The 25812-nt window shown below is 43.0% G+C and carries 23 protein-coding genes; 14 read left to right on the top strand and 9 right to left on the bottom strand.

Annotation, left to right across the window (positions count from 1 at the left end; genetic code table 11):
- Positions 1 to 211 precede the first annotated feature (211 nt).
- Complete coding sequence (locus RH96_RS12325; protein ID WP_010201411.1) at positions 212 to 697, top strand: DUF305 domain-containing protein; 486 nt, start codon at positions 212 to 214, stop codon at positions 695 to 697.
- 35 nt (positions 698 to 732) lie between these two features.
- On the opposite strand, the gene RH96_RS14855 is transcribed toward RH96_RS12325, so the two are convergent.
- Positions 733 to 954 (bottom strand): hypothetical protein, encoded by a 222-nt coding sequence (locus RH96_RS14855; protein ID WP_081501601.1) that lies wholly within the window; start codon positions 952 to 954, stop codon positions 733 to 735.
- Positions 955 to 1326: 372 nt separating this feature from the next.
- On the opposite strand from RH96_RS14855, the gene RH96_RS12320 reads away from it, so the two are divergent.
- Both RH96_RS12320 and RH96_RS12315 read left to right on the top strand, forming a co-directional pair.
- Complete coding sequence (locus tag RH96_RS12320; RefSeq protein ID WP_010201409.1) at positions 1327 to 1638, top strand: hypothetical protein; 312 nt, start codon at positions 1327 to 1329, stop codon at positions 1636 to 1638.
- Positions 1639 to 1831: 193 nt separating this feature from the next.
- On the top strand, positions 1832 to 2143 hold the full coding sequence (locus RH96_RS12315) for a hypothetical protein (protein WP_010201404.1): 312 nt from the start codon (positions 1832 to 1834) through the stop codon (positions 2141 to 2143).
- Positions 2144 to 2287: 144 nt separating this feature from the next.
- On the opposite strand, the gene rpmG is transcribed toward RH96_RS12315, so the two are convergent.
- Both rpmG and rpmB read right to left on the bottom strand, forming a co-directional pair.
- On the bottom strand, positions 2288 to 2443 hold the full coding sequence (gene rpmG / locus RH96_RS12310) for a 50S ribosomal protein L33 (RefSeq protein WP_010201403.1): 156 nt from the start codon (positions 2441 to 2443) through the stop codon (positions 2288 to 2290).
- 134 nt (positions 2444 to 2577) lie between these two features.
- Entirely contained in the window at positions 2578 to 2814 is a 237-nt protein-coding gene (rpmB, locus tag RH96_RS12305) for a 50S ribosomal protein L28 (RefSeq protein ID WP_010201401.1), read from the bottom strand.
- A 484-nt stretch (positions 2815 to 3298) separates the two neighbouring features.
- Between rpmB and RH96_RS12295 the strand changes: the two genes are divergently transcribed.
- Entirely contained in the window at positions 3299 to 8950 is a 5652-nt protein-coding gene (locus RH96_RS12295) for a beta strand repeat-containing protein (RefSeq protein ID WP_010201398.1), read from the top strand.
- Positions 8951 to 9163: 213 nt separating this feature from the next.
- Entirely contained in the window at positions 9164 to 10087 is a 924-nt protein-coding gene (gene purU, locus RH96_RS12290; RefSeq protein ID WP_010201397.1) for a formyltetrahydrofolate deformylase, read from the top strand.
- 118 nt (positions 10088 to 10205) lie between these two features.
- On the opposite strand, the gene RH96_RS12285 is transcribed toward purU, so the two are convergent.
- On the bottom strand, positions 10206 to 10997 hold the full coding sequence (locus RH96_RS12285; RefSeq protein ID WP_010201396.1) for an inner membrane protein YpjD: 792 nt from the start codon (positions 10995 to 10997) through the stop codon (positions 10206 to 10208).
- A 389-nt stretch (positions 10998 to 11386) separates the two neighbouring features.
- On the opposite strand from RH96_RS12285, the gene ffh reads away from it, so the two are divergent.
- From ffh to RH96_RS12255, 6 genes are all read left to right on the top strand, one after another.
- Positions 11387 to 12934, top strand: coding sequence for a signal recognition particle protein (gene ffh, locus RH96_RS12280; RefSeq protein ID WP_010201395.1), 1548 nt, complete (start codon positions 11387 to 11389; stop codon positions 12932 to 12934).
- 189 nt (positions 12935 to 13123) lie between these two features.
- The gene (tsaB, locus tag RH96_RS12275; protein WP_010201394.1) at positions 13124 to 13807 is read left to right on the top strand and encodes a tRNA (adenosine(37)-N6)-threonylcarbamoyltransferase complex dimerization subunit type 1 TsaB; all 684 of its coding nucleotides are present in this window, start codon (positions 13124 to 13126) and stop codon (positions 13805 to 13807) included.
- Positions 13808 to 13896: 89 nt separating this feature from the next.
- Complete coding sequence (locus RH96_RS12270; protein ID WP_010201393.1) at positions 13897 to 14739, top strand: undecaprenyl-diphosphate phosphatase; 843 nt, start codon at positions 13897 to 13899, stop codon at positions 14737 to 14739.
- A gap of 51 nt (positions 14740 to 14790) precedes the next feature.
- Positions 14791 to 15699 carry a class I SAM-dependent methyltransferase gene (locus RH96_RS12265; protein WP_010201392.1) on the top strand — a complete coding sequence of 303 codons (909 nt, stop codon included), beginning with the start codon at positions 14791 to 14793 and terminating at the stop codon, positions 15697 to 15699.
- Positions 15700 to 15798: 99 nt separating this feature from the next.
- The gene (gene ubiA, locus RH96_RS12260) at positions 15799 to 16737 is read left to right on the top strand and encodes a 4-hydroxybenzoate octaprenyltransferase (protein WP_010201391.1); all 939 of its coding nucleotides are present in this window, start codon (positions 15799 to 15801) and stop codon (positions 16735 to 16737) included.
- Positions 16730 to 17407, top strand: a complete 678-nt coding sequence (locus RH96_RS12255; RefSeq protein WP_010201386.1) for a DUF4112 domain-containing protein — start codon at positions 16730 to 16732, stop codon at positions 17405 to 17407. The genes ubiA and RH96_RS12255 overlap by 8 nt, the downstream gene beginning before the upstream one ends.
- A gap of 102 nt (positions 17408 to 17509) precedes the next feature.
- Here the strand turns inward: RH96_RS12255 and RH96_RS12250 are convergent, their stop codons facing one another.
- On the bottom strand, positions 17510 to 18133 hold the full coding sequence (locus RH96_RS12250) for a hypothetical protein (RefSeq protein WP_010201384.1): 624 nt from the start codon (positions 18131 to 18133) through the stop codon (positions 17510 to 17512).
- Between the two features lie 465 nt (positions 18134 to 18598).
- Here RH96_RS12250 and yiaA point away from each other — a divergent pair, with 465 nt between their 5' ends.
- On the top strand, positions 18599 to 19156 hold the full coding sequence (gene yiaA / locus RH96_RS12245; RefSeq protein WP_010201382.1) for an inner membrane protein YiaA: 558 nt from the start codon (positions 18599 to 18601) through the stop codon (positions 19154 to 19156).
- A gap of 18 nt (positions 19157 to 19174) precedes the next feature.
- Here the strand turns inward: yiaA and mnmD are convergent, their stop codons facing one another.
- The 4 genes from mnmD to ispZ form a co-directional block, all read right to left on the bottom strand.
- Positions 19175 to 21217, bottom strand: a complete 2043-nt coding sequence (gene mnmD / locus RH96_RS12240; protein ID WP_010201381.1) for a tRNA (5-methylaminomethyl-2-thiouridine)(34)-methyltransferase MnmD — start codon at positions 21215 to 21217, stop codon at positions 19175 to 19177.
- A gap of 236 nt (positions 21218 to 21453) precedes the next feature.
- Positions 21454 to 21873, bottom strand: coding sequence for a hypothetical protein (locus RH96_RS12235; RefSeq protein WP_227500969.1), 420 nt, complete (start codon positions 21871 to 21873; stop codon positions 21454 to 21456).
- Between the two features lie 14 nt (positions 21874 to 21887).
- Positions 21888 to 22217, bottom strand: a complete 330-nt coding sequence (locus RH96_RS12230; protein ID WP_010201376.1) for a YciI family protein — start codon at positions 22215 to 22217, stop codon at positions 21888 to 21890.
- A gap of 187 nt (positions 22218 to 22404) precedes the next feature.
- A complete protein-coding gene (gene ispZ / locus RH96_RS12225) occupies positions 22405 to 22956 on the bottom strand; it encodes a septation protein IspZ (RefSeq protein WP_010201375.1) in 552 nt (183 codons plus the stop codon).
- Between the two features lie 172 nt (positions 22957 to 23128).
- On the opposite strand from ispZ, the gene RH96_RS12220 reads away from it, so the two are divergent.
- Both RH96_RS12220 and RH96_RS12215 read left to right on the top strand, forming a co-directional pair.
- Entirely contained in the window at positions 23129 to 24010 is an 882-nt protein-coding gene (locus RH96_RS12220) for a PHP domain-containing protein (protein ID WP_010201374.1), read from the top strand.
- Between the two features lie 338 nt (positions 24011 to 24348).
- A complete protein-coding gene (locus RH96_RS12215) occupies positions 24349 to 25803 on the top strand; it encodes a sensor domain-containing diguanylate cyclase (protein ID WP_141629757.1) in 1455 nt (484 codons plus the stop codon).
- The last annotated feature ends 9 nt before the right edge of the window (positions 25804 to 25812 follow it).

Raw genomic sequence — 25812 nt, 5'->3', positions numbered from 1 at the left:
ACCTAAAACTGCCGCCTGCAAGCTAGACATTGATACTGCTGTTTGCCAAGCTTACGTCCATTCTTCTTGGTGTGTTTATCACTACAAAAAGGGCAGTTTTTTGATTCATGGCGTTGATTCCTTGGAAATATAGACAGTATATAGCGTTAGACCCTACGTCAGCATGAAAAATGTCCATTACACCAATTATTAAAATAATAGGAGATATACTATGAATACTTCAGATCAAAACAACATGGATCATCAACAGGGCATGAACCCTTATGTAAAGTTCACCCTGATGATTGTGACGTCTACGATTGTGATGTACATCATGATGTATTTCAATACTTATGAATGGGATCATATTTACTTTAGTGAAACCCGAGCTTATATGGCGCTCTACATGGGTGCCGGTATGGCAGTGGTCATGTTGGCATTTATGACCAATATGTATAAGAAGACCAAGGTCAACTTAATGATTTATGGTCTGAGCGTATTGATGTTTGCTGTTGGTATTTGGGGCGTGCGATCACAAGCAACTGTCGATCAAGTCGATTGGATGCAAGCGATGATACCGCATCACTCGATTGCTATTCTTACCAGTAGTCGCGCTGATATTGAAGATCCGCGTGTACAACAGCTCGCTGACGATATTATAAAAGCACAAAAGCGTGAAATCGCTGAGATGAAGCAGTTGATTGAAGAGCTGGAATAATATGATGGTTTACCAGTGAACACTGCGAAAAACGATCACTTTTTTCTGCTTAGACGCTCAATGACCCAGCCTGCTAGTGGGAAGGACACTAGCTGTGTCAACGGAACGAGTATGATCGTTTCAATTAATACCACCACTGGCAGGCTTAATCCTTGAGTCACAGGCTTCAATAACGTTAATACAATTAGGAGTGTTGGATAGAGTCCGACATATCCTACTAATATACGTATAAGTCTATCTTTAGAATTTTTATTCATTATATGATACCGACTGATGATTAGGGTTTGTTAAACATGCAAATGTGGTACTGGCAGTGTCTATTTTTTAGACAATACGCAGTGAAATTTTTGACGCCTAGTTATTCTAGGGTAGACAATTTCGCCATGTATTGGCAAAAAATAGCCCTGCCCTGAAAGGCTGATGCTAAAATCACCTCAAACGTTGTTATAAACCTAGCTAAGGTCTCGACATTATCGTCGGTTTACGCCTAGTTTGATGCGATTTTAGCGATCAGCAGTCCTAATATTTGAATGTTCAACAGACCTTAATATGGCAATATTTTTTATAAGCGGTTTTTACACACTTTTTCATCATTAAGTCATGCTCTATAAGCATGACTGGAATTTTACATGCGAATCATACCGACCAAGATTGCTAACATTATTTATCCAAAAGACTTACCAAATGGCTTATTTACCAGCTTAATTATCGCGTGTCTGCTGTTAGGGTTGGCATCACTGCGTCATGGTACAGATTTTCAAGGCTGGCTAAATGTCATCGAAAACTGGCTGCTTATGCTGTTGATATTTCCGACGGCTACCGCCACCGTTGCCTTGCCGTTTAAATATCGAGATCCGACGTTAGAGTTAAAGCTCATGTATTACCTCGGCATGTTTGTGGCCTTCTTATTTACCATCGCAAAACTACGCTATTGGCGTTAATTGGTTTGCAGCGTCAGCAGGTGAAAGTTGCATTGATATGTAAGACTTGCGTGACAGCCCTTGAATTCTAAGGTCAAAGCGTCCATTGTATGAGTAAGATAGTTTTACCCGCGTTACTGTCAAATGTTAGCTTTATTAAATGAATTATTAGGGTTTCTTTGCAGCGATAAACGGGATAATAAGGATAACGTGAATGCCATACGACATTGATAATGAAATAGAAGTAGACAACGAAAGTACCGATCAATTTGCAGGATTTGCCAAAGAGACCACACTCGAGCTAGTAGAGGCGGATGATGGTCGATTGTTATTGCGTGACGCTGAACAAGATGAAGCGCCGCTGATGACCATTGATTTTTCTGAAAAACTAAAAGAGTTGCTTGGTAGTGATACGCAAGCGATAGGTCAGCACATGATTCATGCGGCGATTCAAGTTATCATGCAAAAGCAGATGAGCCAATGGCATGCGCATGTCTATGATAAAGAGCCAACACACTATAGTTAATCTAATCTGCATAGCTGTTTCTGTATGGCTATTAATAATAGCGAGCAAGTTAGTAAGGCAAGTTAAGCGCAAATAGTCAAAACGTCAGCAATAAAAAAAGGGTATATCAATTGATATACCCTTTTTTTGTTCAAATAACAGCAATTATTTGATTTTAGCTTCTTTAAAGATCACATGCTGGCGTACTTTTGGATCAAACTTTTTGATTTCCATTTTGCCAGGCATAGTGCGCTTGTTTTTGGTAGTGGTGTAGTAATACCCAGTACCAGCAGTTGATACTAACTTAATTTTATCTCTCATGATAGCTTTCCTGTAAATGAGGGGTCTTCAAACGATAGGTACGGATCTAAAAAATTAAATGGCTACAATAAATGTAGCAGAATAGCAGCTTAAGTGACAAAGATAATCGATGTCCTTAAGCTACCAGTCGTCACTTATACTTTTTGACCTTGTGCGCGCATATCTGCTAACACTTTATCGATACCAAGTTTGTCAATGGTGCGCATACCTTTGGTAGACACACGTAGACGTACAAAACGATTTTCAGACTCTACCCAAAAACGATGGTTATGAAGGTTTGGTAGAAAGCGACGACGGGTTTTGTTGTTTGCGTGCGAAACATTATTACCCACCATAGGGCGCTTTCCAGTCACTTGGCAAACTCTAGACATGGCGAACTCCTAATCTATGAGGTATGAGTTTTTCTCATACCAGTCTGGGCAAGTTGCACGTATTTGCGGCATGGACACAGCAAGCGGCAGCTTTGCACCAAACAAAACTATATGAAGGTTGAGCTGATATGACTGTCATCTAAAGGCAAATAACAGGCTAACCAATTCAGAAAATTTTAAAGCCGACATTTATACCATAAAAGTAATGAATACTCAAATATTTTTATGATAATTGTCTGCTTCAACGCGAGCTATTATACCTGAAATGAGGGAACTATGTGATTGATTATTTAACGGTAAAGGTTAATTTTTAGTTGTAAGTTATAACAAAAGTCAGTAAAGTTGCTGTTATAAAATTAATACAATCTGTTAATACAACTGGCTTTAATGTAAATCTATGTATCATTGCCAATCTATCATGATTCTGTGTAATGTTATTTTACTTATTTGCTCGAAAAATTACTGCCGATGCGGAGTTCAAAACATGTCATATAGCTCATTACCCTTTACTTCTAAGCTTTTTCAACTCACGTCTTTGACTTGCGCATTAGCCCTAGCAGGTTGCGGTGGTGGTGGCGATAGTGACACAGTAGATTCTATTGCACCTGCACCTGATTTGGGTGTAACGCAACCTGGGACGGGTGGTGGTACTGACGGTGGCGGTGAGCAAGTCCCAAGTGTTGAACCTGATTTCTTTTTACAAAAACTCAGTACAGCGCCTACTATTATTGAGCTATCCAATGAGCAAACGAACTTTAGTGTCACTGTCAAAGCTGCCGAAGTGAGTTCTGGTGGAGCGATGGCTGGTAAAGCAGTGACCTTGCAAGTAGTCAATTCTGAAACTAATGGTATTACTATCGAAGGCCAGAGTACCCAAACTACTGATAACGATGGTAATGCTATATATACGCTCAAGCTCAACCCACAAGCTGTCGCTGATAAAGATAGGCTAATAGCAGAAGGCTTTACTTTAGTGGCGACTGCCAATAAAGCAGATGGTACAGCTATCGCACCGCAAGAGCTAAAAGTTTCGGTAAGTAGAGAAGGCAGTGGTGATGGTACTCAAGTTATCGAAAGTGAGCTTGATATAAGTACTTCGTTGACTACCAGTTCGGTCTCCAATAACGTCTTAAACGTATATGGTGACACAGCAACCCTTAGTGTGATTGCCAAAAATAGCAAGGGTGCTCGTGTCAAAGATGTAGCGGTTGGCTTGGGTATTGCCAACGTCAAAGGAGTTGCTATCGTTGGTGGTAGTACTACAGTTACTGATGCTAACGGTTTAGCTACTTTTACGATTCAAGTTGATGATAAATTATCAGTCGCTGATCGTACAGCGCTAGTAGGTAAAACCATCGCTTATGCTATCAATATTGCAGAAGAAAATGGCGCTACTAAAGAAACCAAAGGTGAGTTTAAAGCAGCGCTCCCCGTTTCTGATTATGCGTTAACAGTGGCTGGTAGTTCTAGTCGTCTTAGTGCTTATGGTGACAGCCAAACTATTGCTATTACTGCTACTGCCAAAAATGCCAAAGTACCGACAGCTATCAATGGATCAACGGCTACCATCAAACTTAATAATGGATTGACCGGAGTAAGCCTAAGCACTAGTAAAGTGACTTTAGACGCTCAAGGCCAAGCCAATGTGACTTTGAATGTTGATGCTACTGTGAGCGCGGCTGACCGCAAAACTCTTATCAAAGATGGCATTAGTTATACGGTTGTTTTAACTGAGCCTAATCGTTCGTCAACCTCAAAAACAGCTTCTAGCACAGTTTATCTACCTACTGCAGAATATAAAATCAACTTTAATGAAAGCAATAAGAAGGAACTATCAAGCTCAGGTGGTAGTGCCGTTATTAGCTTCCGTGTCAACAATGATCGCGGTGGCATCATTGCAGGTCAGAAAGTTACAGCAAGCTTACCGAAAGGCTTAGCTGATGCTGGTCTACTAACGCTACAGAATAATTCTGAGCAAGTAACAGATAGTAAAGGTGAAGTTAGCTACACAGTAAGAGTGCCTAACAACTTGACAGAAGATCAGAAACTGCAGTTAGAAAAGGCGACAACATTTGCTTTAACAGCAAGCATCATAGAATCTTCAGGAGTACCTAGCTCTGTCAGTAGCGAAAAGATTCGTATTGGTTCAGACATAGGCCAGAGCGATATCCAATTGTCAGTACAAAGCTTGCCTGCAACGGTTAGCGCGCTAGCAGAGCAGTTCAAATTGCAGGTTGCTGGTAAACGTAAGAACGGTAGTGCAGCAGTGGGTCGTACAGTCAAAGTAGTGTTAGATCAAAGTACAAGTACTGGAATTACTATTATCGGTAATGAGCTGATTACTAATAGTAGTGGAATAGCAGAATTTAGTATTGGCATCAGCAAAAGCTTAACGCCAACGCAACGTGAAAATTTGATAAAGTCGGGCATTGGTTATACAGCGGTAATAACGGACGAGGATGGTACTCAGTCTAGGTTGCCAGGAAATATCAAAGTTGAGCAGCCAGTAACCAGCATTCAGTTTGCTTCTATTGCGACACCATCTATCAGTGAGCTAGGTGGTAACGGCAATATCAATGTTAAGCTTACGACTAAAGGTAGCAATGTTAAGCCAGTTTCAGATAAAGAAATTACTATTCAATTGGGAGCCAAGGCACTTAGTTATGGAGTCACTGTCACTCAGTCGGCGATGACTGACTTCAATGGTGATGCCTTATTTGCGGTTAATATACCAAATGATCTAACAGCCGCTGAACGTGCCGACCTTAAAAATACTGGTATTAACTATCAATTGTCTTATGTTGAAAATGGTATTGTCTATAACTCTGCAGCCACAAAAGTCACCATTATCACTCCAGTGGTCACTCTAAATATTCTGAATGCTACCAATAATATTAACAGCCAAGCAGGCTATATCCTCAATAACGTTGGTAGTAATGCTAGCATACAAGCCCAGTTGAATGACCAGTCTTCTGGTGAGCAAATTGCCAATCAGCCTATTAAGTTAGTGTTTAATAATAGTGCATTAGCAGGATTGCTGACGGTCAACGGTCAAATCGGCTCTTCTAATATCACTGCAAATACAAATGAAAATGGTCTCGTTAGCTTCAATGTCGTGGTTTCAAACGATCTGACTGCTGAGCAAAAAGCTGCGCTAAGTACAGAAGTTTTGACAGCGACTTTGACTGAGACACTAACAGGTAAAAAGCAGCAAGTTAATGTCAAAGTCCAGTCTATGGCTTCTGCTATTTCTTTGCTTGTTAATTCATCAAAAGCTCTAAACTTAAACGGTGGTGAAACACAGATTGAAGTAGTGACAAAAGACAAAAAAGGTAACGTAGTTACTGGTCAAAAAGTTTTCCTTGCACTGCCAGCTTCTGTTGCTAGTAAAGGAGTTACCTTGGTATCTGATAGTCAAACGACTGACAGTTCGGGTAAAGCTGTATTCACTATCGCCGTGCCCAATAACTTAACTGAATCACAAAAATCTGCTATCGGTAGTAGCATTAGTATTGCTTTATCTGCTGCTGACATTAACGGCAACATTGTTACTCAAGCCGCCAATGTCACAACTGTGACACCAGATGTAAACGGTACAAAAGAAAGCTTAACTATAGGCGCAAATAAAGTCGTCAATACCAAAGGTGATACTTTTAAAGTATTCGTTCGTTTAGAGAATGAAGATGGCGCTGTCGCCAATCGCGAAGTAAGTTTAAATGTTGATGATCCTTTAAGAACAGGCGTTAGCGTTTCCAATGGTACTGCTAATACTAACAGTGATGGTGTGGCGACATTTAACCTGACACTTGAAGGTGGTGCTAACGTTAATCAAGCGATTTTAGAAGCTGGCATTCGTTTGACGGCGACCACAACGACTGCTGAAAATGTTGAGTTAGAGCAAAACTACATTGTCGCAGTAGATACTGCAACAATTGAGAGCTATCAGCTATTGGCATCATCTGATAAGCCAACATTGACTACAGGCGGCGACCAAACGCAAGCCTCGTTTGTCGTAACAGACAGTCAGGGCGGCATACTCATAGGCGTACCAGTACAGCTAAGTATCGAAAACTTAGAGTCAAGCGGTGCCGCACTGACCACGTCAAGTACGGTTATAAGCGATGAGGCTGGCAGGGTTGATGTCGGTGTATTGTTGGCAGCCAACAGTATCAATGCTCGCCTAAATCACAGTGTCGTTATCAATGCTAAGATCGTCACGCCGCAATATGATGCTAATGGTACTGTCAGTATGCAAGTACGTGAACAAAAATCACTAAGTTTATCTGCAATCGGGACTACGCTCACACTAACGGCATCTGAAACAAATCTAAAAGATAATAGTACGACCACTTTGTCATCTATCTTAACGGATGGAGCAGGGCGCGCGATTGCCAATGCCAAAGTAGAGCTTGTTGATAGCGAAGGTGAAGTCATTGCAGATGATACGACTACTGATACAGATGGTAAAGCCAGCTTTACTGTCAATGAAAGTGACTTGGTTTTTGATAATAACGGTAATTTACGTGTCTTTGTAAGAGCCTCGGGTGAGCGCGCATTAACGATTCAGCGCAGTACCAGTAGTGTTGATTTGGTCAAGGTATCGCAAGCAGGTATTAGCTTCATCAATATCGAAGACGTTTATGATGTCAATGTTGCCCAAAATATCAACATACAAATTCGTACTAACTCTACAGCCGAAGCGACTGCGTTGCTTGGTAAGCGTTTGGAAGTGCAGACGACGATTGGAACATTTGGCAATAATAGTGTCATCTCAACCAAAGCGATAACAGCTGCCAATATTCAAGGTAATATCATTACAGTTCCAGTCGTACTGACATCGACACTTGCTGGTACTGCAGTATTGCAAGCGACAGTGCTTGGCGAGATGAGCAATAGTCAGCTCAAGTATCAAACAACCGTAGATACGCGTTTTAGAGCCACCACGCCAGCTAAGATGTTGTTCCAAGCTGTCAAATCAGTCATCACGCCAGGTAGTAGCACTGAGCTTGTGGCAACGGTCAAAGATAAAAACGATGTGCCTGTTGAAGGGCAAACCGTGGTATTCAGTCGCGATGCTGATTCGTCAGCAGGACGTTTGTCTGCAGCCACTGCCATCACTGATAGCAAAGGTCAGGCACGTGTGGTGTATTTGGCAAACGCCAGCTCACCGATCAATGGGGTGACTATTAACGCTCGTCTACTGAGAGACCCTACCAATATTGGCAGTAAGCCTATCAATATTACCGTCTCAAAAGATGCGGTTTATACGACATTGACGTTCGCTAACAAGATATCCTCTGACGATATTTACTATACCGTACGTGGCTCGATATCGGTTATGGATGGCTCAGGAAAAGCGGTCGCTGACAAAGAGGTATCCATCAAATCTTATGCAGTTGAATATGCACAGGGTCGAGTGTGTCTACTTGATAGCAGTATCTTGTATCAAGAGGCTGATACTGTAGATGTAGATGGCAATGTCAATACGCCAGAACCTAAAACGTTCTCTGAGAAGACATCTGTCCTACTACAGTCTAACTGGATCACAAGTGAGGACAGCCCAGAATATAACTACATCTTAGATAACGATGATGATGTAAACAATAACACTGTACTTGATACTATTAATCCAGTCGCTATCATCGGCGGAACATTCGCTGACGACGGTTACTCGTTTGTGACGGATGAAGAAGGTCGTGCTGATTTCGAGATTCGCTATCCTATCCGCTATTCAAACTGGGTAAAAGTAAGGTTTGATGCCTCAACCTTCCTAAATGGGAGTGAGAATACTCAAAGTTTGAATTACTCGCTACCGTATTTGGAAAGTGATCTAGATATCACTGGCAATACCCTATTCAGTCCTTGGATCGCTGATGCCAGTCCATTCGGTTCAGGCAACGCAACCTGCGTGAATAGCCTAAGTGTCAATATCAACGCTGAAAAAGATACCACGAAAGTTATACTTTCTCCATATCAGCCGAGCTATGCTGTATCGATCAATGGCATTAGCCCAGATGCACAGTCACAGGGTTACAACAGCTATATTGTAGACTTCAATCAAGCGTTTGAATTAGGCGCTACGTTAGGAATCGTTAGTAATGGCGCAGGTTTTACCAAAACCATCAAAGTCGAATAATACTAGCAATGAGTTAATAGGCTGAATGGCCTTATTACCAAAAACCCCTAACCTCGCGTTGGGGGTTTTTACGTTATGAATCTTAATAACTAAAAACAACCAACTCAGTCAGCAAAATATCGTAAAAGCGACTAAAATAGCTGTTTTCTTATACTACGAATAGATTCTAAAACCAGTAGTAAGTTTTGATTAATTTTTTAGATTGGGCGCACTATGTTAAGTAATAAGACATCAGATACCACAATAACAGCTTCATCTTCTAACAATACCTCTGTTAACCCTGCCATTGATACCGCTACTCTTTTGATTAAATGTAAAGATCAAGCCGGTATCGTGCAAGCGGTATCCGAGTTTATTCATCGCTATGGTGGCAACATCATTACTCTTGATCAGTATTCAACTGCTCATGAAGGCGGACAGTATTTTATGCGCTTAGAGTTTGCGCTATCAGGGTTAAGCGACATCATTGATAATTTTGAAGCCAGCTTTGGGCATACGGTTGCCAAGCGTCACAATATGACTTGGCGCTTACACGATAATGCTATTCAAACCAAAGTCGGTATTTTGGTCTCCAAGTTTGATCATGCTTTACTGGATTTATTATGGCGCCACCAGCGTGGATTACTCGATTGCGAGATAACCTCTGTCGTTAGCAACCATGAAGATTTACGCCAAGCAGTAGAAAACTTTGGTATACCCTTTCATTATGTGCCAGTGACCAAGGACAATAAAGCAGAGGCAGAAGAGCAGATTCATGAGCTAATGGCAGGCAATGACTTGCTAGTATTGGCGCGCTATATGCAGATATTGTCGTCTGATTTTGTGAAGCGCTGGCCGATGCAAATTATCAATATTCATCATTCGTTCTTGCCAGCCTTCGTCGGTGCTGACCCGTATCGTCAAGCTTATGATAAAGGCGTCAAGCTTATCGGTGCGACTGCGCATTATGTCACTGCAGAGTTGGATCAAGGGCCTATCATTGAGCAAGATGTGCACCGTGTGACGCATCGTCAAGGTGTGGTAGAGTTGCGGGCTATTGGGCGTGATATCGAGCGCAATGTGTTGGCACGTGCCGTCAACTGGCATGTGCAAAATCGCGTCATTGTGACTGGTAACAAGACAGTGGTTTTTAATTAGAGCGGTTTTAGAGTTAGAAGAAAGCATTAAAAATAGAGTTAATAAAAAGCCGCCAGTAGTATTAAATAATAATATTGGCGGCTCCACTTTTAATCACACTACGGTTTTAAAGCTAAGTTTATAAAAGCATCTCTAACACAAATTTGCTGCCGACGAAGCCAATGGCTAGTAGGATAAAGGCATAAATGGTGATGTTAGCCGCACGTTTACCACGCCAGCCAGCGCGCCAATTACCGAACAGTAGCGCGCCAAATAATAACCAAGATAGCAGGCTAAACACGGTTTTATGCACAATATGCTGTGCCATCAAGTCTTCTACATAAATAAATCCGATGCCCAGAGCAATACTTAGTAGGACGAATCCTACCAACAGCATATCGAACAATAGACTCTCCATACTTTGCAGTGATGGCAATTTATTGACCCAAAAGCGATGGATAGTTTGATGCTTCAGTTCACGGATTTGTAGCCGCAAAAATAGCGCTTGCAGCGCTGCCATCAGCAGCACACAATAGGCGGCCAGTGATAATAAGATATGCGCCTCAAGACCAACGCTAATATCCGTGAGCGGTTGATAAGGAGCGCGGCCTATATAGCCGATCGTCATGCCTATCAGGGCAGTCGGTGCTGCCAAAATTCCGAGGCTAAGAATGGGGCGATAAAGACAGAACAGCACATAAAAGAATAAGAAAAACAGACTGGTCAGGCTAAACACATTAAATAAATTAAAATTTAGCCCGTATAAGGTAACGACGTACGGATAGAGTAGCGTCGCGTGTGCGAGCATGCCGACCAATAGCAAGCCCAAACTGATGCTTTTATGGATAGGTTTATCCTGAATAAGCGCCCAGCCGATGTGGAAGCTGACGATGATATAAGCCATACTAGCAAGTAAGAATGCAAGGTGCACAGGTAAAAAGCCTCATCTCTTTATGAGCGTAAGATAGCCGCTCAATATAATGCTAAAGTGATCGTGTCAGAATGATTAGAATAATCGTCCAATTTATCATAAAATGGCAGCCAATTGAGTGTCATCTTATTTATTCCTCATAAATGCTGAGCGATGGCATGATAAATAAGATCTTGTATCGGTAACTGAAGAGTTTACCCAGCAACTATTTTGCAAAACGTCTATAAGTTTTTAATCACCTTAATGCTATAGTATTGATAATATGCTGTTTTATTTGCTTAAATTGCGACCATTAACGTAAAAACACACCCTAATATTATTTATAAGCCATTGGCATGGTTTACCTAACAATTATTTTAATTGCGAATTATTTTAACTGAGAGTTATTTATGTTTGATACCTTAACAGAACGCTTATCGTCGAGCCTGCGCAATATCGTAGGGACTGGGCAACTGACTGAAGACAATATCAAAGACACGCTGCGTGAAGTACGCATGGCGCTGCTAGAAGCCGACGTGGCGCTACCAGTCACCCGTGACTTTGTAAAGCGCGTCAAAGAGCAAGCGCTTGGCGCAGAAGTGCTCAAAGAGTTGGCACCGGGGCAAGCCTTTGTCAAAATCGTCCACGATGAGCTGACGGAAATGATGGGCAGCGCCAATCAGCAGCTTGAAATGACAGGTAAGCCGCCAGTGGTTTATCTACTAGCCGGTTTGCAAGGGGCGGGTAAAACCACTACTGCCGGTAAATTGGCGAAGTTTTTACAAGAGCGTCATAAGAAAAAGGTGATGCTAGTTTCTGCTGACGTTTACCGTCCGGCAGCGATTGCCCAGCTTGAGCAAGTGGCTGGTCAAGTGAATGCTAAGTTTGTGAATTCAAGTACCGATGAAAACCCCATTGATATCGCACTACGCGCTATCGAAGAAGCCAAGATTCAGTATCAAGATATTCTAATTATTGATACCGCTGGTCGTCTGCATATTGACGACAACATGATGGATGAGATTAAGGCGTTAACGGCAGCGGTCAATCCATCTGAGACCTTATTCGTCGTCGATGCGATGACGGGTCAAGATGCAGCCAATACTGCCAAAGCCTTTAACGATGCTTTGCCATTAACGGGTGTGATCTTAACCAAGACGGACGGCGATGCTCGCGGCGGTGCGGCGCTTTCTGTACGCGCCATTACTGGTAAGCCGATTAAGTTCTTAGGTCGTGGTGAAAAATTAGACGCGTTAGAGCTATTCCATCCTGAACGTATTGCCCAGCGTATTCTTGGTATGGGTGATGTACTGAGTTTGGTTGAAGAAGTCGAGCAGAAAATCGACCGTGACAAAGCCGAAAAAATGGCGAAAAAGATGCAAAAGGGCGGTGATTTCGACCTTGAGGATCTTTTGACCCAGTTTCAGCAAATGAAAAGCATGGGCGGCATGGCAGGTTTCTTAGATAAGATGCCCGGTATGGGCGGCTCAGATATGCAAAAAGCGGTTGAAGATGCCAAGCCAGAAGAAAAAGTACGTGAAATGGAAGCGTTGATTAATTCGATGACACCATTTGAGCGTAAAAACCCTGATAAGATTAATCCGAGCCGTAAGCGCCGTATCGCTGCTGGTTCTGGTCGCGAGATTCAAGACGTCAACCGTTTGCTCAAGCAGCACAAGCAAATGGCAAAAATGATGAAAATGATCTCCAAGCCTGAAGGCATCAGTAAAATGATGAAATCGATGCAAGGATTGATGGGCGGCGGCGGTGCTGGTGGCGGCGGTGGCGGTCCTTTATTTGGTGGCGGTCAACAAGGCGGCGCTAAAGACGTCAACCCACAACAAATGGCCAAACAGATGGGTCTGGATCCAAAAAACATGCCAAGCACCGAAGAGATGCAAAAGCAAATGCAAGAAATGCAACATCAAGCACCAAAGGATTTTAAAAAGCGTTTTTAATTAATATCTGCTCGGATCAATAAGCCGTTTTAATGATAGCCCCATGGCAAAAATAGCCTTGGGGTTTTTTATGTCTACTACATTCTGATGGATTAAGTATGAAAAACGCAGAAAGTCATAAAATTTGCTTATCCTAAATGCTATGATAGGCGCTGTTTTATAATGCTAAGCGAATAGGATGAGGTGAAGATGTTTTTAGCAATGGATACCGTGTTTGATCAGTGCTCGATCGCGATTTTAGATGCCAGTGGTCAAGTGCTATCGAGTCATACGGAGACGGGTAAACGCCAGCAAACCCAACAAATTCTGCCGATGATTGATGCCGCTTTGTCCGAGGCTAAGCTGAACCTTGCTGATTTGCAAGCCTTGATATTTAACCGTGGCCCTGGTGCCTTTAGTGGTATACGGATCAACACGGCAGTGGTACAAGCATTGTCTGTTGCTCATGATATTCCTTGTGTGGGTGTCTCAAGCCTACAAGCGATTGCGCAAGCGGCGTATCAGAAATATGGTGTGACCGACGTGTATAGCGCCCTTGACGCGCGTATGCAGCAAGTTTACTTTGGGCAATATGTTGCAACAGATAATCTGATGCAGGCGGTTAATCAAGAAAATGGTGAAGATACCGAGCAGCTGCTCGATTATGACAGCCAGACAGTGCTTAATATTCCTATCGCTGGCAATGGTGCATCGCTATTAGCATTACATGACGGTCAGATCATTCAGGCAGATATTCACCCTGAGGCTACCGTAATAGGGCAGCTTGGTATTGCTCAGTTCGTGGCGACAGGCGGCACAGAAGCCTCGCAAGCTCTACCAAAGTATCTTCGCAATCAAACTTGGAAAACCCTTAAAGAGCAAGGTAAAGCGTAGTCAATCCCTATTATTTTTAACGCTATGTAAAATATAACAACACACTAAAAACTGTACTAACCAATAGGTCTGTATCTAGGAAAGCCATCGTGGATATCATTTTATTAATTCAAGCTGTCATCATGGGTATCGTTGAAGGTATCACTGAATTTTTACCCATCTCTAGTACTGGCTACTTAATTTTATCAGCGGATTTGATGGGCTTTTGGACCAAAGAAAAAGTCGATTTGTTTGTGGTGGTCGTACAGCTTGGTGCTATCTTAGCCGTCATTTATGATTACTGGGACAGACTCTGGCAAGCGCTCATGGGTCTACTGACCGGTAAAGCAGAAGGTATGAGTAATCCAAGACAGCTTGGATTGAGCTTAATTGTTGCGACTATTCCGGTGATGATCGTTGGCTTTACCTTCGCGGACGAAATCAAAGCCTATTTATTTAATCCTATCGTCGTGGCAATTATGCTGATTATCGGTGGTCTGCTGATATTCTATGTAGAAAATCGTCCCAAAGCGACTATTGCGCAAGAAGCAGAAGACGTTAGTTTAAAAACAGCCTTGATGATTGGTCTGCTGCAATGTCTGGCATTGATACCGGGGACATCACGTTCAGGCGCGACGATTATTGGCGCGCTATGGTTGGGTGTATCGCGTAAGGCTTCCGCTGAGTTTTCCTTCTTTTTAGGTATTCCGGTCATTATCGGTGCGGCATTATTGGATTTGCTCAAGCACCACGATGTGTTGACTAATAGTGAAGACTGGTTGGTTTTAGGCATAGGTACGATCGTATCATTTGTGGTGGCTTTACTTTGTATTCGCCTGCTGGTCGCTTGGGTCAGTCGTCGTGATTTCAAAATATTTGCATGGTTACGTATCATCACTGGCGTCATCGTTTTGGTCGCTGCTTGGGGTTTTGGCTATCAAATGGCTGGCTAGATTTTCACTATATTTTTTAGCCTTAGAAGCAGTAAATAGGGTGGAGCAGTTATGACCGTTTTACACCAAGAGTCTAAAAAAACTAATACCTTTATGCATTGCCAATTTCTCTACGTTAGCGAGTCTCAGCAAGCCCAAGTCGAGCGCATACAAGCGCTGATTGCGGTACATCAACTGTCAATTATTTTAGACGTTGAGCTGTTTACTGATAAGCTCAATCAGAAACGTCGCCAGCAATTAAGCCAGACATCAATTCAACCTATTCTCTTGTTAGATGAGAAAAACAAGCTTTCATGGCTGAGTGATGGATTGAGCGTTGCGCCAGAATGGGATAAATTACAACGCCGTGTAGTGAGTGCGGGGCGTAAGTCTGAGCTATTATTGCAAGCGGCCAAAGTCACATCGAATAGTATAGTCATTGATGCGACGGCTGGTTTTGGTCATGACAGCTTGATATTGGCCAGCACGGGTGCACAGGTCATTATGCTAGAGCAACAGCCTTTAATGGCATTGTTATTGTTAGTAGAACAGCAGCGTATGAGTGGGCTAGCAAATTGGCAAAAGCTGATGAGCCGTTTGCAGATTATCAATAACGATGCGCGCAGTTATTTTGACAGCTTGAATAATGTATCAGCGGCTGATCAGAGTAAGCTGATCGATGTGGTTTATTTGGATCCTATGTTTCCAGAGAATAGCTATCAAGATAGCAAAACAGGTAAAGGCGCTAAAGTAGGCAAGCATATGCAAGCACTACACCAATTAGCGCTCCCGCCCACAGCAGACGAAGAGCTGCAATTGCTACAATCTGCGCAAGCAGTCGTCCATCAAAATGGGCGAAACACACAAGTACAGGGCCGTGTGGTTGTTAAGCGTCCACAACTTGCACCACAACTTGCGCATCAGCCAGCAAGTGAAAGCTGGCATAATGAAGCCGTACGTTTTGATGGCTATTTTGTTTGATGGATTTTTGACGATGACAAGTCTACTTATTTAATAAGCCTAATTGCCACGCGTAGAGATATTACGCTCAGATACTGAATATTTAGAGATGACACTGCAATGACTAACACTCACTCCGCTTTGAGTTTTAAAGAAAAGCTATATGCCTATATGCAGCTGACGCGCTTTGATAAGCCTGTAGGTATTGAGCTGCTACTGTGGCCGACGCTATGGGGTGTACTGTTGGCCGCCATGGGTCAGGCGCAGCAGAACGGAGCGACGGCAGGTCTGCCAAGTCTTAAAATGTTTTTGCTTTTTGCCCTCGGCGCGATTTTTATGCGGGCGGCAGGTTGTGCGATTAATGATTTTGCCGATCGTAAGGTGGATGGTCATGTAACCCGCACCAAAGGACGCCCGCTCGCTGATGGGCGTCTGTCTGCTAAAGAAGCAATCGCTGCTTTTTTAGTATTGGTATTACTCAGTGCCAGTTTGCTATTCTTTTTGCCGATAGCCGTATTTTACTGGTCACTTGGCGCAGTGTTATTGGCATTCATTTATCCATTTATGAAGCGTTTTACCCATTTGCCACAAGTGTTTTTGGCAGCGGCTTTTGGCTGGGCGATACCAATGGCTTACGTAGCGGTACAAGGTGCTCCTGATGTTTGGTGCTGGCTGTTGTTTATCGCCTACATGTGCTGGACAGTGGCTTATGATACTCAGTACGCCATGGCTGACCGCGAGGATGATGTGCAGATTGGGGTCAAATCAACGGCCATATTATTTGGTCGTTATGATGTGATTATCATATCAATACTTCAAATGCTGTTTTTATTGATCATGGGCGCGGTCATGTGGCATTATTTTGCACCGACAACGTTAGGCATAACACCAGTATTTGGGCTCGCGTTAGTGGCGATGATGTTTTCCAAACAAAACAGCGCTTGTGCCAGTCGCAATGCTTTGGCTTGCTTTCAGGCATTTTTAGCCAATATATGGGTGGGACGTTATGTCTTTGCTCTCATAGCAATCGCTTGTATATGGACGACTTTTAATGGATAAGTTTAAGAAGCTCTCAAAGTCAAAAGCGAAAAAGGGCGCTGATACTAATGCACCTGTCATCGATTATCAGGCAAAGCTGGCTGAGCATGGTCTAACACGCGCACAAGTCATCGCGACTGAGCGTAAATTGGCCAAGTTTGCTAATACGATGGATTCGCTCGTACGTGTGCCTTTTACCAAACAAGGAATGGGTGCCGATGCGGCGCTTTCGACCATTCCGCTGGCAGGAGATTTAGCAGGATTGGCATTAACCAGCTATGCCTTTATATTAGGTCGTCAACTGGGTGTGCCTGCGCACAAAATGACGCCAGCTGTCAGATTGGCACTCATCGATATGGTGGTTGGCATCGTACCTGGTATTGGGACGCTACTCGATATCTTTATTCGTCCCAGTCGCAAAACCTTAGGTATCGTGCATGAGCATCTACAGGACGAATACGGCATCACTGAAACCATGCATCTGGATCGACCGTTTTTGCATCAATCACTAGAAGACAAGCAACAGCGCAGTCGCTTTGGTTTTTTTTGGCGCAATCCAGTTGTTGCTTGGTTGTATTTACATATCCCTGATATGCTCGGCGTAATGGTCATTGTGGTGATTGGCTGGGGACTGTGGGCAATGATTAGCTGGCTCGTGAGTCTGTTTGGCAAGACCACTGGTTTTGGCTAGAGGAAAGTAAAAAGACCAAAAAAAGCGGCACACGTTACTATCTAATATTAACGTGCGTCGCCTTTTTTATGACAAATTTTTATAAGTATTCAGTCTCAGATATTACTCAGTGATGACCTCTGCTTCAGCACTGACAGCATCGAAGCTAGTGACTTTATTATTCCGAATAAGATCAATAGTGCCGCCACCCGCATGACTGACCAGCTGAATACTGCCATCGCTTGATCGATAAGTTGGGTTATTGCCTTGACCTTCAGGCGCGCTTAAAATCATTTTTGGTTTGTTCGGTAAGGTGACGATAGCATTGAGCACGCCCGCTGCCGAGGTCTCAAAAACGACAGAGAGTGATTCGCCAGCCGCATTTTTATAACGAACATCAGTGATTTGCGCGCCTTTAATGGCTTGTTCAGGACTGGGCGCTATGCCAGCATTATTCACTGACGGCTCAGTTGCACCAAGGTCATTTTCTAGCTCAGTTAAGCTTACATCTTGTTCTGAATTTACTTCAGGCTTTGCGGTATCCTCACCATTATCAGCGGCCGTATTAACATTAATATTGGTAGTCACGGGTGTGGTTTGTACTGCTACCTCAGCGATTGTCTCGTTATCTGTCTCAGGTTCTGGTGTTTTTTGACAGGCACTCAATAGCAGTGCACTAAAGAGAACAACAGGAATTACTTTATAGTAGGATTTGGATTTTAGTGGGGTTAAAGTAAGGTTGTTCATAATAAGGTGATTATCCAATAAGTGTGCTTTATTTACGCACAGTAAATGGTACGAGTCAGTTTGTATATTAAGTATTGATCATAATAACTAACTTTAGCTCACCACCATACTTTTTAATAAAATATCTATGCTTATTTAAGTAAGTCTCTTACTAATTGTCGAGTATCAATGTGTCGTTAATAAGTATAATGGTCAAAACTGTTTCAAATGGCAAGTTTTTAGAATCGATTAACAAGGCGTCTGGACATATTGATATAGAGTGATACTCAATATGATGAGCTGTTATTATGAATGTTTTATCATAAAACATCGGGTATCTAGTTTGACTTATGAATCGGTATTTGATTTATCAGTAGACATTTTAGCTTACAACATAATACGATTGTGTTATGTTAAAGAAAACGGAGGTCGATAAATGTCGTGCTTCGTTATTAAATGTTAGTCTACATACACTTAGGAATAGTAATGAATAACGACACAACTACTAGAAGTCAGCTAGAAGCTTATAAGCCAACAGCTACTTATGTAGGTATCTCTTGGGGTGCGATGCTAATAGGCGTATTGGCATATTTGATTGGGTTATGGAATGCACAAAGCATGTTGATAAATGAAAAAGGCTACTATCTAGCTGTTTTAGCGCTTGGTTTGTATGCAGCCATTAGTTTACAAAAAACACTTCGTGATCGTGCAGAAGGCATTCCAACGACTAATTTGTATTACATGATAAGTTGGGCTGCTTTGGGATTATCTATTGCCCTCATTGTGATTGGACTCGTAAATGCAGATGGGCTAATATTGAGTGAGAGAGGTTTTTATATGATGGCGTTTACGCTGAGCTTATTTGCAGCCGTCACCATTCAAAAAAACACTCGTGATGAGGAGCAAGTTCGCAAACTGATTACACCTATAACAGGATTTAATGAGAATAGTGAAATAGATATTACTAAAGAAATTAGGAACCACTCTGAGTCTGGAAAATCACTTTTTGGTGCGGTTAAATCTAGAATGGAAAGCGGTGATTAAAACCTTTGACTAAAATTTTCAAGTCAACGGTGTTTGTAAACGCGTACGATTTGGTGACAGGCGCGCAAGCATCGCTGCTGATAAGGGGGTAAAAGCTCCTAACATCATATCTGTCAGCGCTTCAGCACATATTGGTGCAATGGCATACCCTTTAGCACCCATCGCACTCATGACCCACATCCGTTTGCTTTGATCTAATTGTCCAACGATTGGATGATAATCCGGCGTTTGAGTGCGAATACCCGCCCGTCCTTGCCACAAACTGAGATTTGTTGGAATGACAGAGTCCATCTCAGGAATGGCAGTCACTAGTTTATCGCGGCTAATCTGATGCTCTTCCTCGCGAATATCCGTGTCTGTATCATTACGTATAAAGCTCGCGCCTAGTAATAAATACGGCGCACCCACTATCACATTATTTAAAGTTTCATCATCTGTTTGCGCGGTAAATAATGCACAGTAGCCACTATATTTGAGCGGAATTTTGGGTAGGCTTGTGAGCTGTGCGACTGTGGGCGTAAACCAAGAAAGCTGACCGCGAATTTTACGGCAATCAAAAATACGCTTGTCCAGCTCATGACTCTCAAAAGCAGCGCAAATTACCACATTTTCAGCGCTAATGGATATTATCTGTTTATCCTGATTATCGCCTTCGATACAGACACTTTCTTCTGTTTCGCTAATACTCTTAACGTCTAACTGCTGAAAGTGGATGAGCGGATGCGTCAGGATAGTATCCTTTAATGCTTGTGGATTGACCAAGCCAGACTGTGGTAAGTACAAATTCTCTGATAAATCTTGTGCTTTGAGGCCGCTCGCATCTTGCGCCTGTTCGCAGAATAGCGTGGTTGCCATGTCGTCAGGATAATCAGCGATTTGCTCTGTACCGATATTGGCTTTGATTAATAAATCGAGCGCGCCAGTCGGTTCCAGTATCGGTGCTCTGCTGAGCTGCATGGCGGTCTGATTGAGCGCTCGATACAGTCTGCTGCTATAGAGATAACCTATGGTATGCAGATGTTCGTCGACATGATGAATGGGTGTCATCTTGGGAGCGAGCAAGGCGCGCGGGTTACCTGAAGCGCCTGCTAAGGGGGCTGATTTATCTAATAAGGTGACCTGAATACCTCGATTGACCAGCGACCAAGCCATTAATAGCCCAGAGACACCAGCACCAATAACGATGGTATGGGCGGGCAGGTTGCTAGTGGGTTTGGCAGACTCGCTATCGCTATTATCATCGTTTAAATTTATAGTATCTAGCATGATTGCCGTTAGCATTTCATTCTTACGACCAAAGCCTTTCACTTTTTTAATCTGAAAGCCACAGTTTTGCAGCCCACGTTTTACGATACCGGCACAGCTATATGTGGCAGCGGTGGTCGTTGGTCGCGATAAACGCTGCATTTGTGCAAAAATACTATCTGTCCACAAGGTACTATTGCAGGAAGGCGCAAAGCCATCTAAAAACCAAGCATTGACGTAGGGCGCAGGCTTAATAGACGTATCTAAGGCTAATTTGGTTAAGCTATCGGCGGCATCACCCAACCATATATCGACGGTCAGATTGTCCTCAAAGAAGTTTAGACGATGACAGCCAGCGATGAGAGGTGGGTATGCTGTTAGTAGTGGCTCAATGAATTCAGCAAGCTCAGGTGCACGCTGTCCCCATAGGGCAAGGATCTGCGTTAAATCTGCAAGCGGGATGGGATATTTTTCAGTCGTTATAAAATGCAGGCGAGCAGTCGCTAATTGAGGGTACATGTCCCGCAGCTGTCGCCATAGCTGCCAAGTCGCTAAGAGGTTTAACCCAGTACCAAAACCCAGTTCAGCGATCGTAAAGCACTGCTTTTCTACAAGGTTTGCTAGTCGCTCTGGCAGTTGATTGTGCGCTAAAAACACATGACGTGACTCTGCTAAACCATCAGCATTTGAAAAGTAAACATCACCAAACTCGCCCGATACAGGCACTTTATTACCCGTATCATCCATCTGCCAGTGAATCTTGGCAGGGCTAATGACGTTTTGCTGTTCAGCGTTATTTAGTTGAGCGTTAGACATGGCGAAGTTCTTAAGAGCGTTGCTAGCTACAGCCTGACCAAAATAAAATCACTACAGCGTTAACCTCGCTGACCATACTCATGTATGGCTTACACTCGGTTTTTGTTGTGGATATTATTTTAGGTTGACTGTATATGTGAAGAGTCAGAAAAATTGAATTCCATCAAGTGTCGTTAAGCCAAGTGCCGTTAAGTATAGACAGACAATCAAATAACTTTAATCAATAAAAACAGATATTACCAACGTTCGCGGCGTACAAACACCAACCAAGACACAAAAATACCCACCAATAAGCTGATTAACACCGTGAATGCGCCATATAAAAACAGCTGACCTTTACTCTCATAGACCAAAACATTGGCTTGGGTTTGCAAGTCATTGACCTGTCGTTGGAGTTGGGCATTACGACTGAGTAACTCTTGATTGGCGGTATTTAGCGCCTTGTTGGAGGGTTGCAGCTGTGCCGCCAAGGTATTGTTAATATCAAGGCTTGAGTTTGGGGTCGTTACTGGCGCGGTAGCCGCTTGTTCCGCCAACGGATCAGTCGTACCTGTATTCGCACTCGTATTGGTAACGGTGGGGGCAGCGTGCGCTGACATAGCCGCGATTAGCATGACGGCAGCAAGGCTACATTGATAGTGGCGACTTTTTGACAAGGATGCGCACTGATTCACGACTGTGCTACTTTGTCTGATACGCTGTCATCGGGCTTGGGTAAGGTATGGATAAAGGGTCTGATATCGACATGACTGTACACACCGTCACGCAAGTAAGGCTCAGCGTTCGCCCATGTCTGTGCTGCTTCAAGAGAGTCAAAGTCAGCAATGATTAAGCTGCCTGACATCTCGCTTTTACCATGTTCAATAGGTGTCGGACCGGCGATAATTAACCGTTGTTCGCTGTCTAATGCTTGCAGGCGCTCGACGTGCTCTGCACGGGTAGTCTGCCGTTGTGCGCTACTATTAGCAACGTCATGACCAATAATGGCAAATAAAGACATAATAATTCCTTAATAAATAGTAATAATAAATCGTATCATCATTAATGAGTAATCATTATCAATATTAGGATTTTGCAGTAATGAGTTATTATAAGACAGTAAACTTGCATACCGAATGATGAGTGTTGGATCATTCTAGCGGCTACTTATTTAGCAATTACTTACCTAGCGGCTACTTATCTAGCGCTTATTTAGCCGTTTTATCGGTCAGCGCTGGATTGATATGTTTTTTTAGCAGCGCAAACTGAGCGACTACGAACACCAACATAATAGGAATCCAGCCATAAGTTTTGAAGTTGATCCAAGCCTCATCCGACATGGTAAATGCCGTGATATAATGCAGTACACCCATAAAGGCAAAAAACAGCGCCCAAGCGACGGTTAGTTTTTTCCAACCGCTAAGCGTCAAGGTAAAGACTTCTTTCATCGCTAGCTGCATCAACGGCTTATTGATAGCGGCACTGACAAGCAGTGTCAAAGCAAAAATGCCATTAATAATCGGTGATTTCCAACGCAAGTAAATGTCATCGCGTAGCAAAAGCGTACCGCCACAAAATACGATGGTCAATAATAAAACCACCCATTGCTGCTTATCAAATTTGCCTTTTTGGCGGATAAAATGAATGGCGTAGACAACAATAGTGGCAATCAGTAAAGCGCCTGCTGCCGCCAAAATACCTTGGGTACGGGCGACAATAAAAAAAGCGATCAAGGGAACAAAGTCTAATAGGGCTTTCATAGCGTGTGGCATGTCCAACGAAACGTATGGGGTAGTTTACACGTCTACTGCGCCAAAAAAAAGCAATCAACACGATAATCGTTTTATATGACATCCCTTAGCCATTTTTTGGCATTTTATTGATACCATACTCATAAGCGTTATCACATTCAAAACCTTAAGGCCACTTTATATGAAAATCGACTTACATTGTCACAGTACCTGCTCAGATGGCACTTATGCGCCAACGGAAGTAGTGCAACGAGCCCATGCGGCTGGCGTCGATGTATTGGCATTGACAGACCACGATACATTATTGGGTATCGATGACGCGAGAGCCACTGCCACTGCCTGTGGTATGACGCTTATCAATGGTGTTGAAATCAGTTGTGAACATACGCTGAGTGGTGGTTACGGTAAAAATAAATCCACCAACAAGATTATTCATGTGCTGGGACTGGATTTTACCGATCGCGAAAAAATGCATGCAACGCTGCAGCAATTACAGGATAGCCGCGCCACGCGTGGTCAACGAATCACTGAAAAGCTCAGCGAGCTATTAGATATCAACTATGATGAGCTGTGGCAAGCGGTACTGGATAAAGCGAGCGGTAATCCACAAGCAGTTGGGCGTGCACATATCGGTCAAGTGTTGTTTGAGCGCGGTGAAGTGAAAACGGTACAAAAAGCCTTTGATAAATACTTGGCAGACAACAAGCCCGCTTATGTGGCAATCGAAGCCTTGACGATGCAGCATGGGATTGAGCTGATTCACGCGTGCGGCGGCAAAGCAGTACTGGCGCATCCAACGCGTTATCAGCTCTCAGCGACGCGAGTGCGTAAGCTTATCGAAGAATTTGCTCAACTGGGCGGTGACGCTTGTGAGCTGCCTGCGAATAGCGAGCCGATTAGCACTCGTAGAATGGTCGATCGCAGCATAGCCGAGCACGAGCTTGTCACCTCGATAGGGAGCGACTTCCATGGTAGTAATATGCCGTGGCGACGGATAGGGGATGTACCGACGTTGCACCCTGAACAGCAAGGTATTTGGCAGTCTTTTACGGCATTGACTTAGTCCAAAATGAGCTATCACTCAGACCCAATAGATAAGTTAAACTAGCTTTGTTTAATAATGCTTAAATGTTATTTAATATTTTCAAAGGACAACTCTTGATTATATTAAGTCATGAATGATAATAATCGTTAAAATTTGACTCGCAATTATGAAGTAACGCCATGACGCAAAGCCACGCCATAAAACAAGATGCCAGATATTAACGTATAAATCACTTAAACAGATTGATAGTTGAAGGAAAGATTGCCACACTAAATGCGACAGTTTGGGTTTAATATAAGTTATCCCTTTTATTTGGTTTTAGCTCAATCACTTTTACTATCTGCGGTAGCCCAATTATGGCTGTAAAGATATCTCATTTAGGCTATAAAAAACTCTCCCGAGTTATTTTTGAATGGCAGGCGGCCGATAGGGCGTCGCTGCTGGCCTTATTTGTGTTGATAGAAGTGTTTTCCCATTGGCTATGGTGCTTGATGGTCTGGTGGTGTCGAGATGCGCTCCATGATTATGTCAATATCCAACTGTTATATCCACTATGGTTAGGGGTGACGGTAACAGGATTGTTCATTTGGTGGCTGATCGGCTGCTTATCTCATAGTGGAAACAACGGTAAAGACTTGGATAGATGGCAAATAATGTTAATGGTGCCTTATACCATTTATATTGCCGTGATCATCGTGATGATAGGCTACAGCAGTTTGTTTGCAGGGGTATCGCTGGTCGGCGGTGCGATGCTAGGAATGGTGTTGATCAAGCGTCGTTATGCTTGGCGAGTATTTTTGCTGCAAGTTTTTCTGATTTTGTTGGCTATTGTATCGCCTTATCTTGGTATTGATTTGCCTAGCTTGCGTCAGCTAACGGTGATTTATCCCATGCTTGATACTTCAAGTTATTTAAATTATAACGAAGTCATGGCTATCGAAAATGCCATTGCCGCCTCCGCTTTTGAAAGTGCGACATTGGACTGGGACAGCATGAGTGAATTACAGCTCTCTGCAACATTTTTTTGGCGATTAACCCATGTGTTTTTGGCATTGCCCAAAGCGATTTTTATCGTTTATATGTTTCGCACCTTGCTGTTGATATTGGACGACAGCAAAAAAGAAGTGCTGCTACATGCCAATCAAGACGAATTGACCAAGCTGAAAAACCGCCGTTATGGTTTGACGCAAATGAAGCAGGTGCTGAAATCAGTAGAAGACCATCAAGATATCAGCGTTATTTTATTGGATTTGGATTGGTTTAAAGAAGTCAATGACAATTACGGTCATGAGATAGGAGACCGAGTTTTAGTGGAGGTCGCACAGACGCTCTTGCAGTCTTTAACTGATGAAACCATCATTAGTCGCTATGGCGGGGAAGAGTTTTTGATTGTATTGCCAGATACGAATCACGACACGGCTATGATCATTGCTGAACAACTACGGCTAAGCATTGCTAAGCAAAACATCATTGTCGATGACAATATAAGTTTTAATGTGACTACCAGCTTAGGGCTATATACGCTGACGCATGACGAGCGCAATTGCATAAAGCAAGCGTGCAAAACACCCATCCAAAAAGAAGCGTCGCAGTCGCTTGTAATACCGCGGATCATTAAATCGTACAGCAGTAAACGAGCGAATCTTCAAACTCCCACAGCGCAGCTACCGCATGATATTTGCCAGCGCTTAATTTGTATGGCGGACAAGGCTTTATACGAAGCCAAAGGCTGTGGTCGTAATAAAGTGGTGAGTGCCAACGAGATGTTGGCAGCAGAAAATAATAATATTAAGGTGCTCTACGGCACATGACTAGCGACC

It is taken from the genome of Psychrobacter sp. PAMC 21119, from assembly GCF_000247495.1.
In the GTDB taxonomy this organism is placed as follows: domain Bacteria; phylum Pseudomonadota; class Gammaproteobacteria; order Pseudomonadales; family Moraxellaceae; genus Psychrobacter; species Psychrobacter glaciei.
The sequence above is the reverse complement of the archived record's forward strand: the minus strand, read 5'-3'. Positions and strand labels throughout refer to the sequence as shown.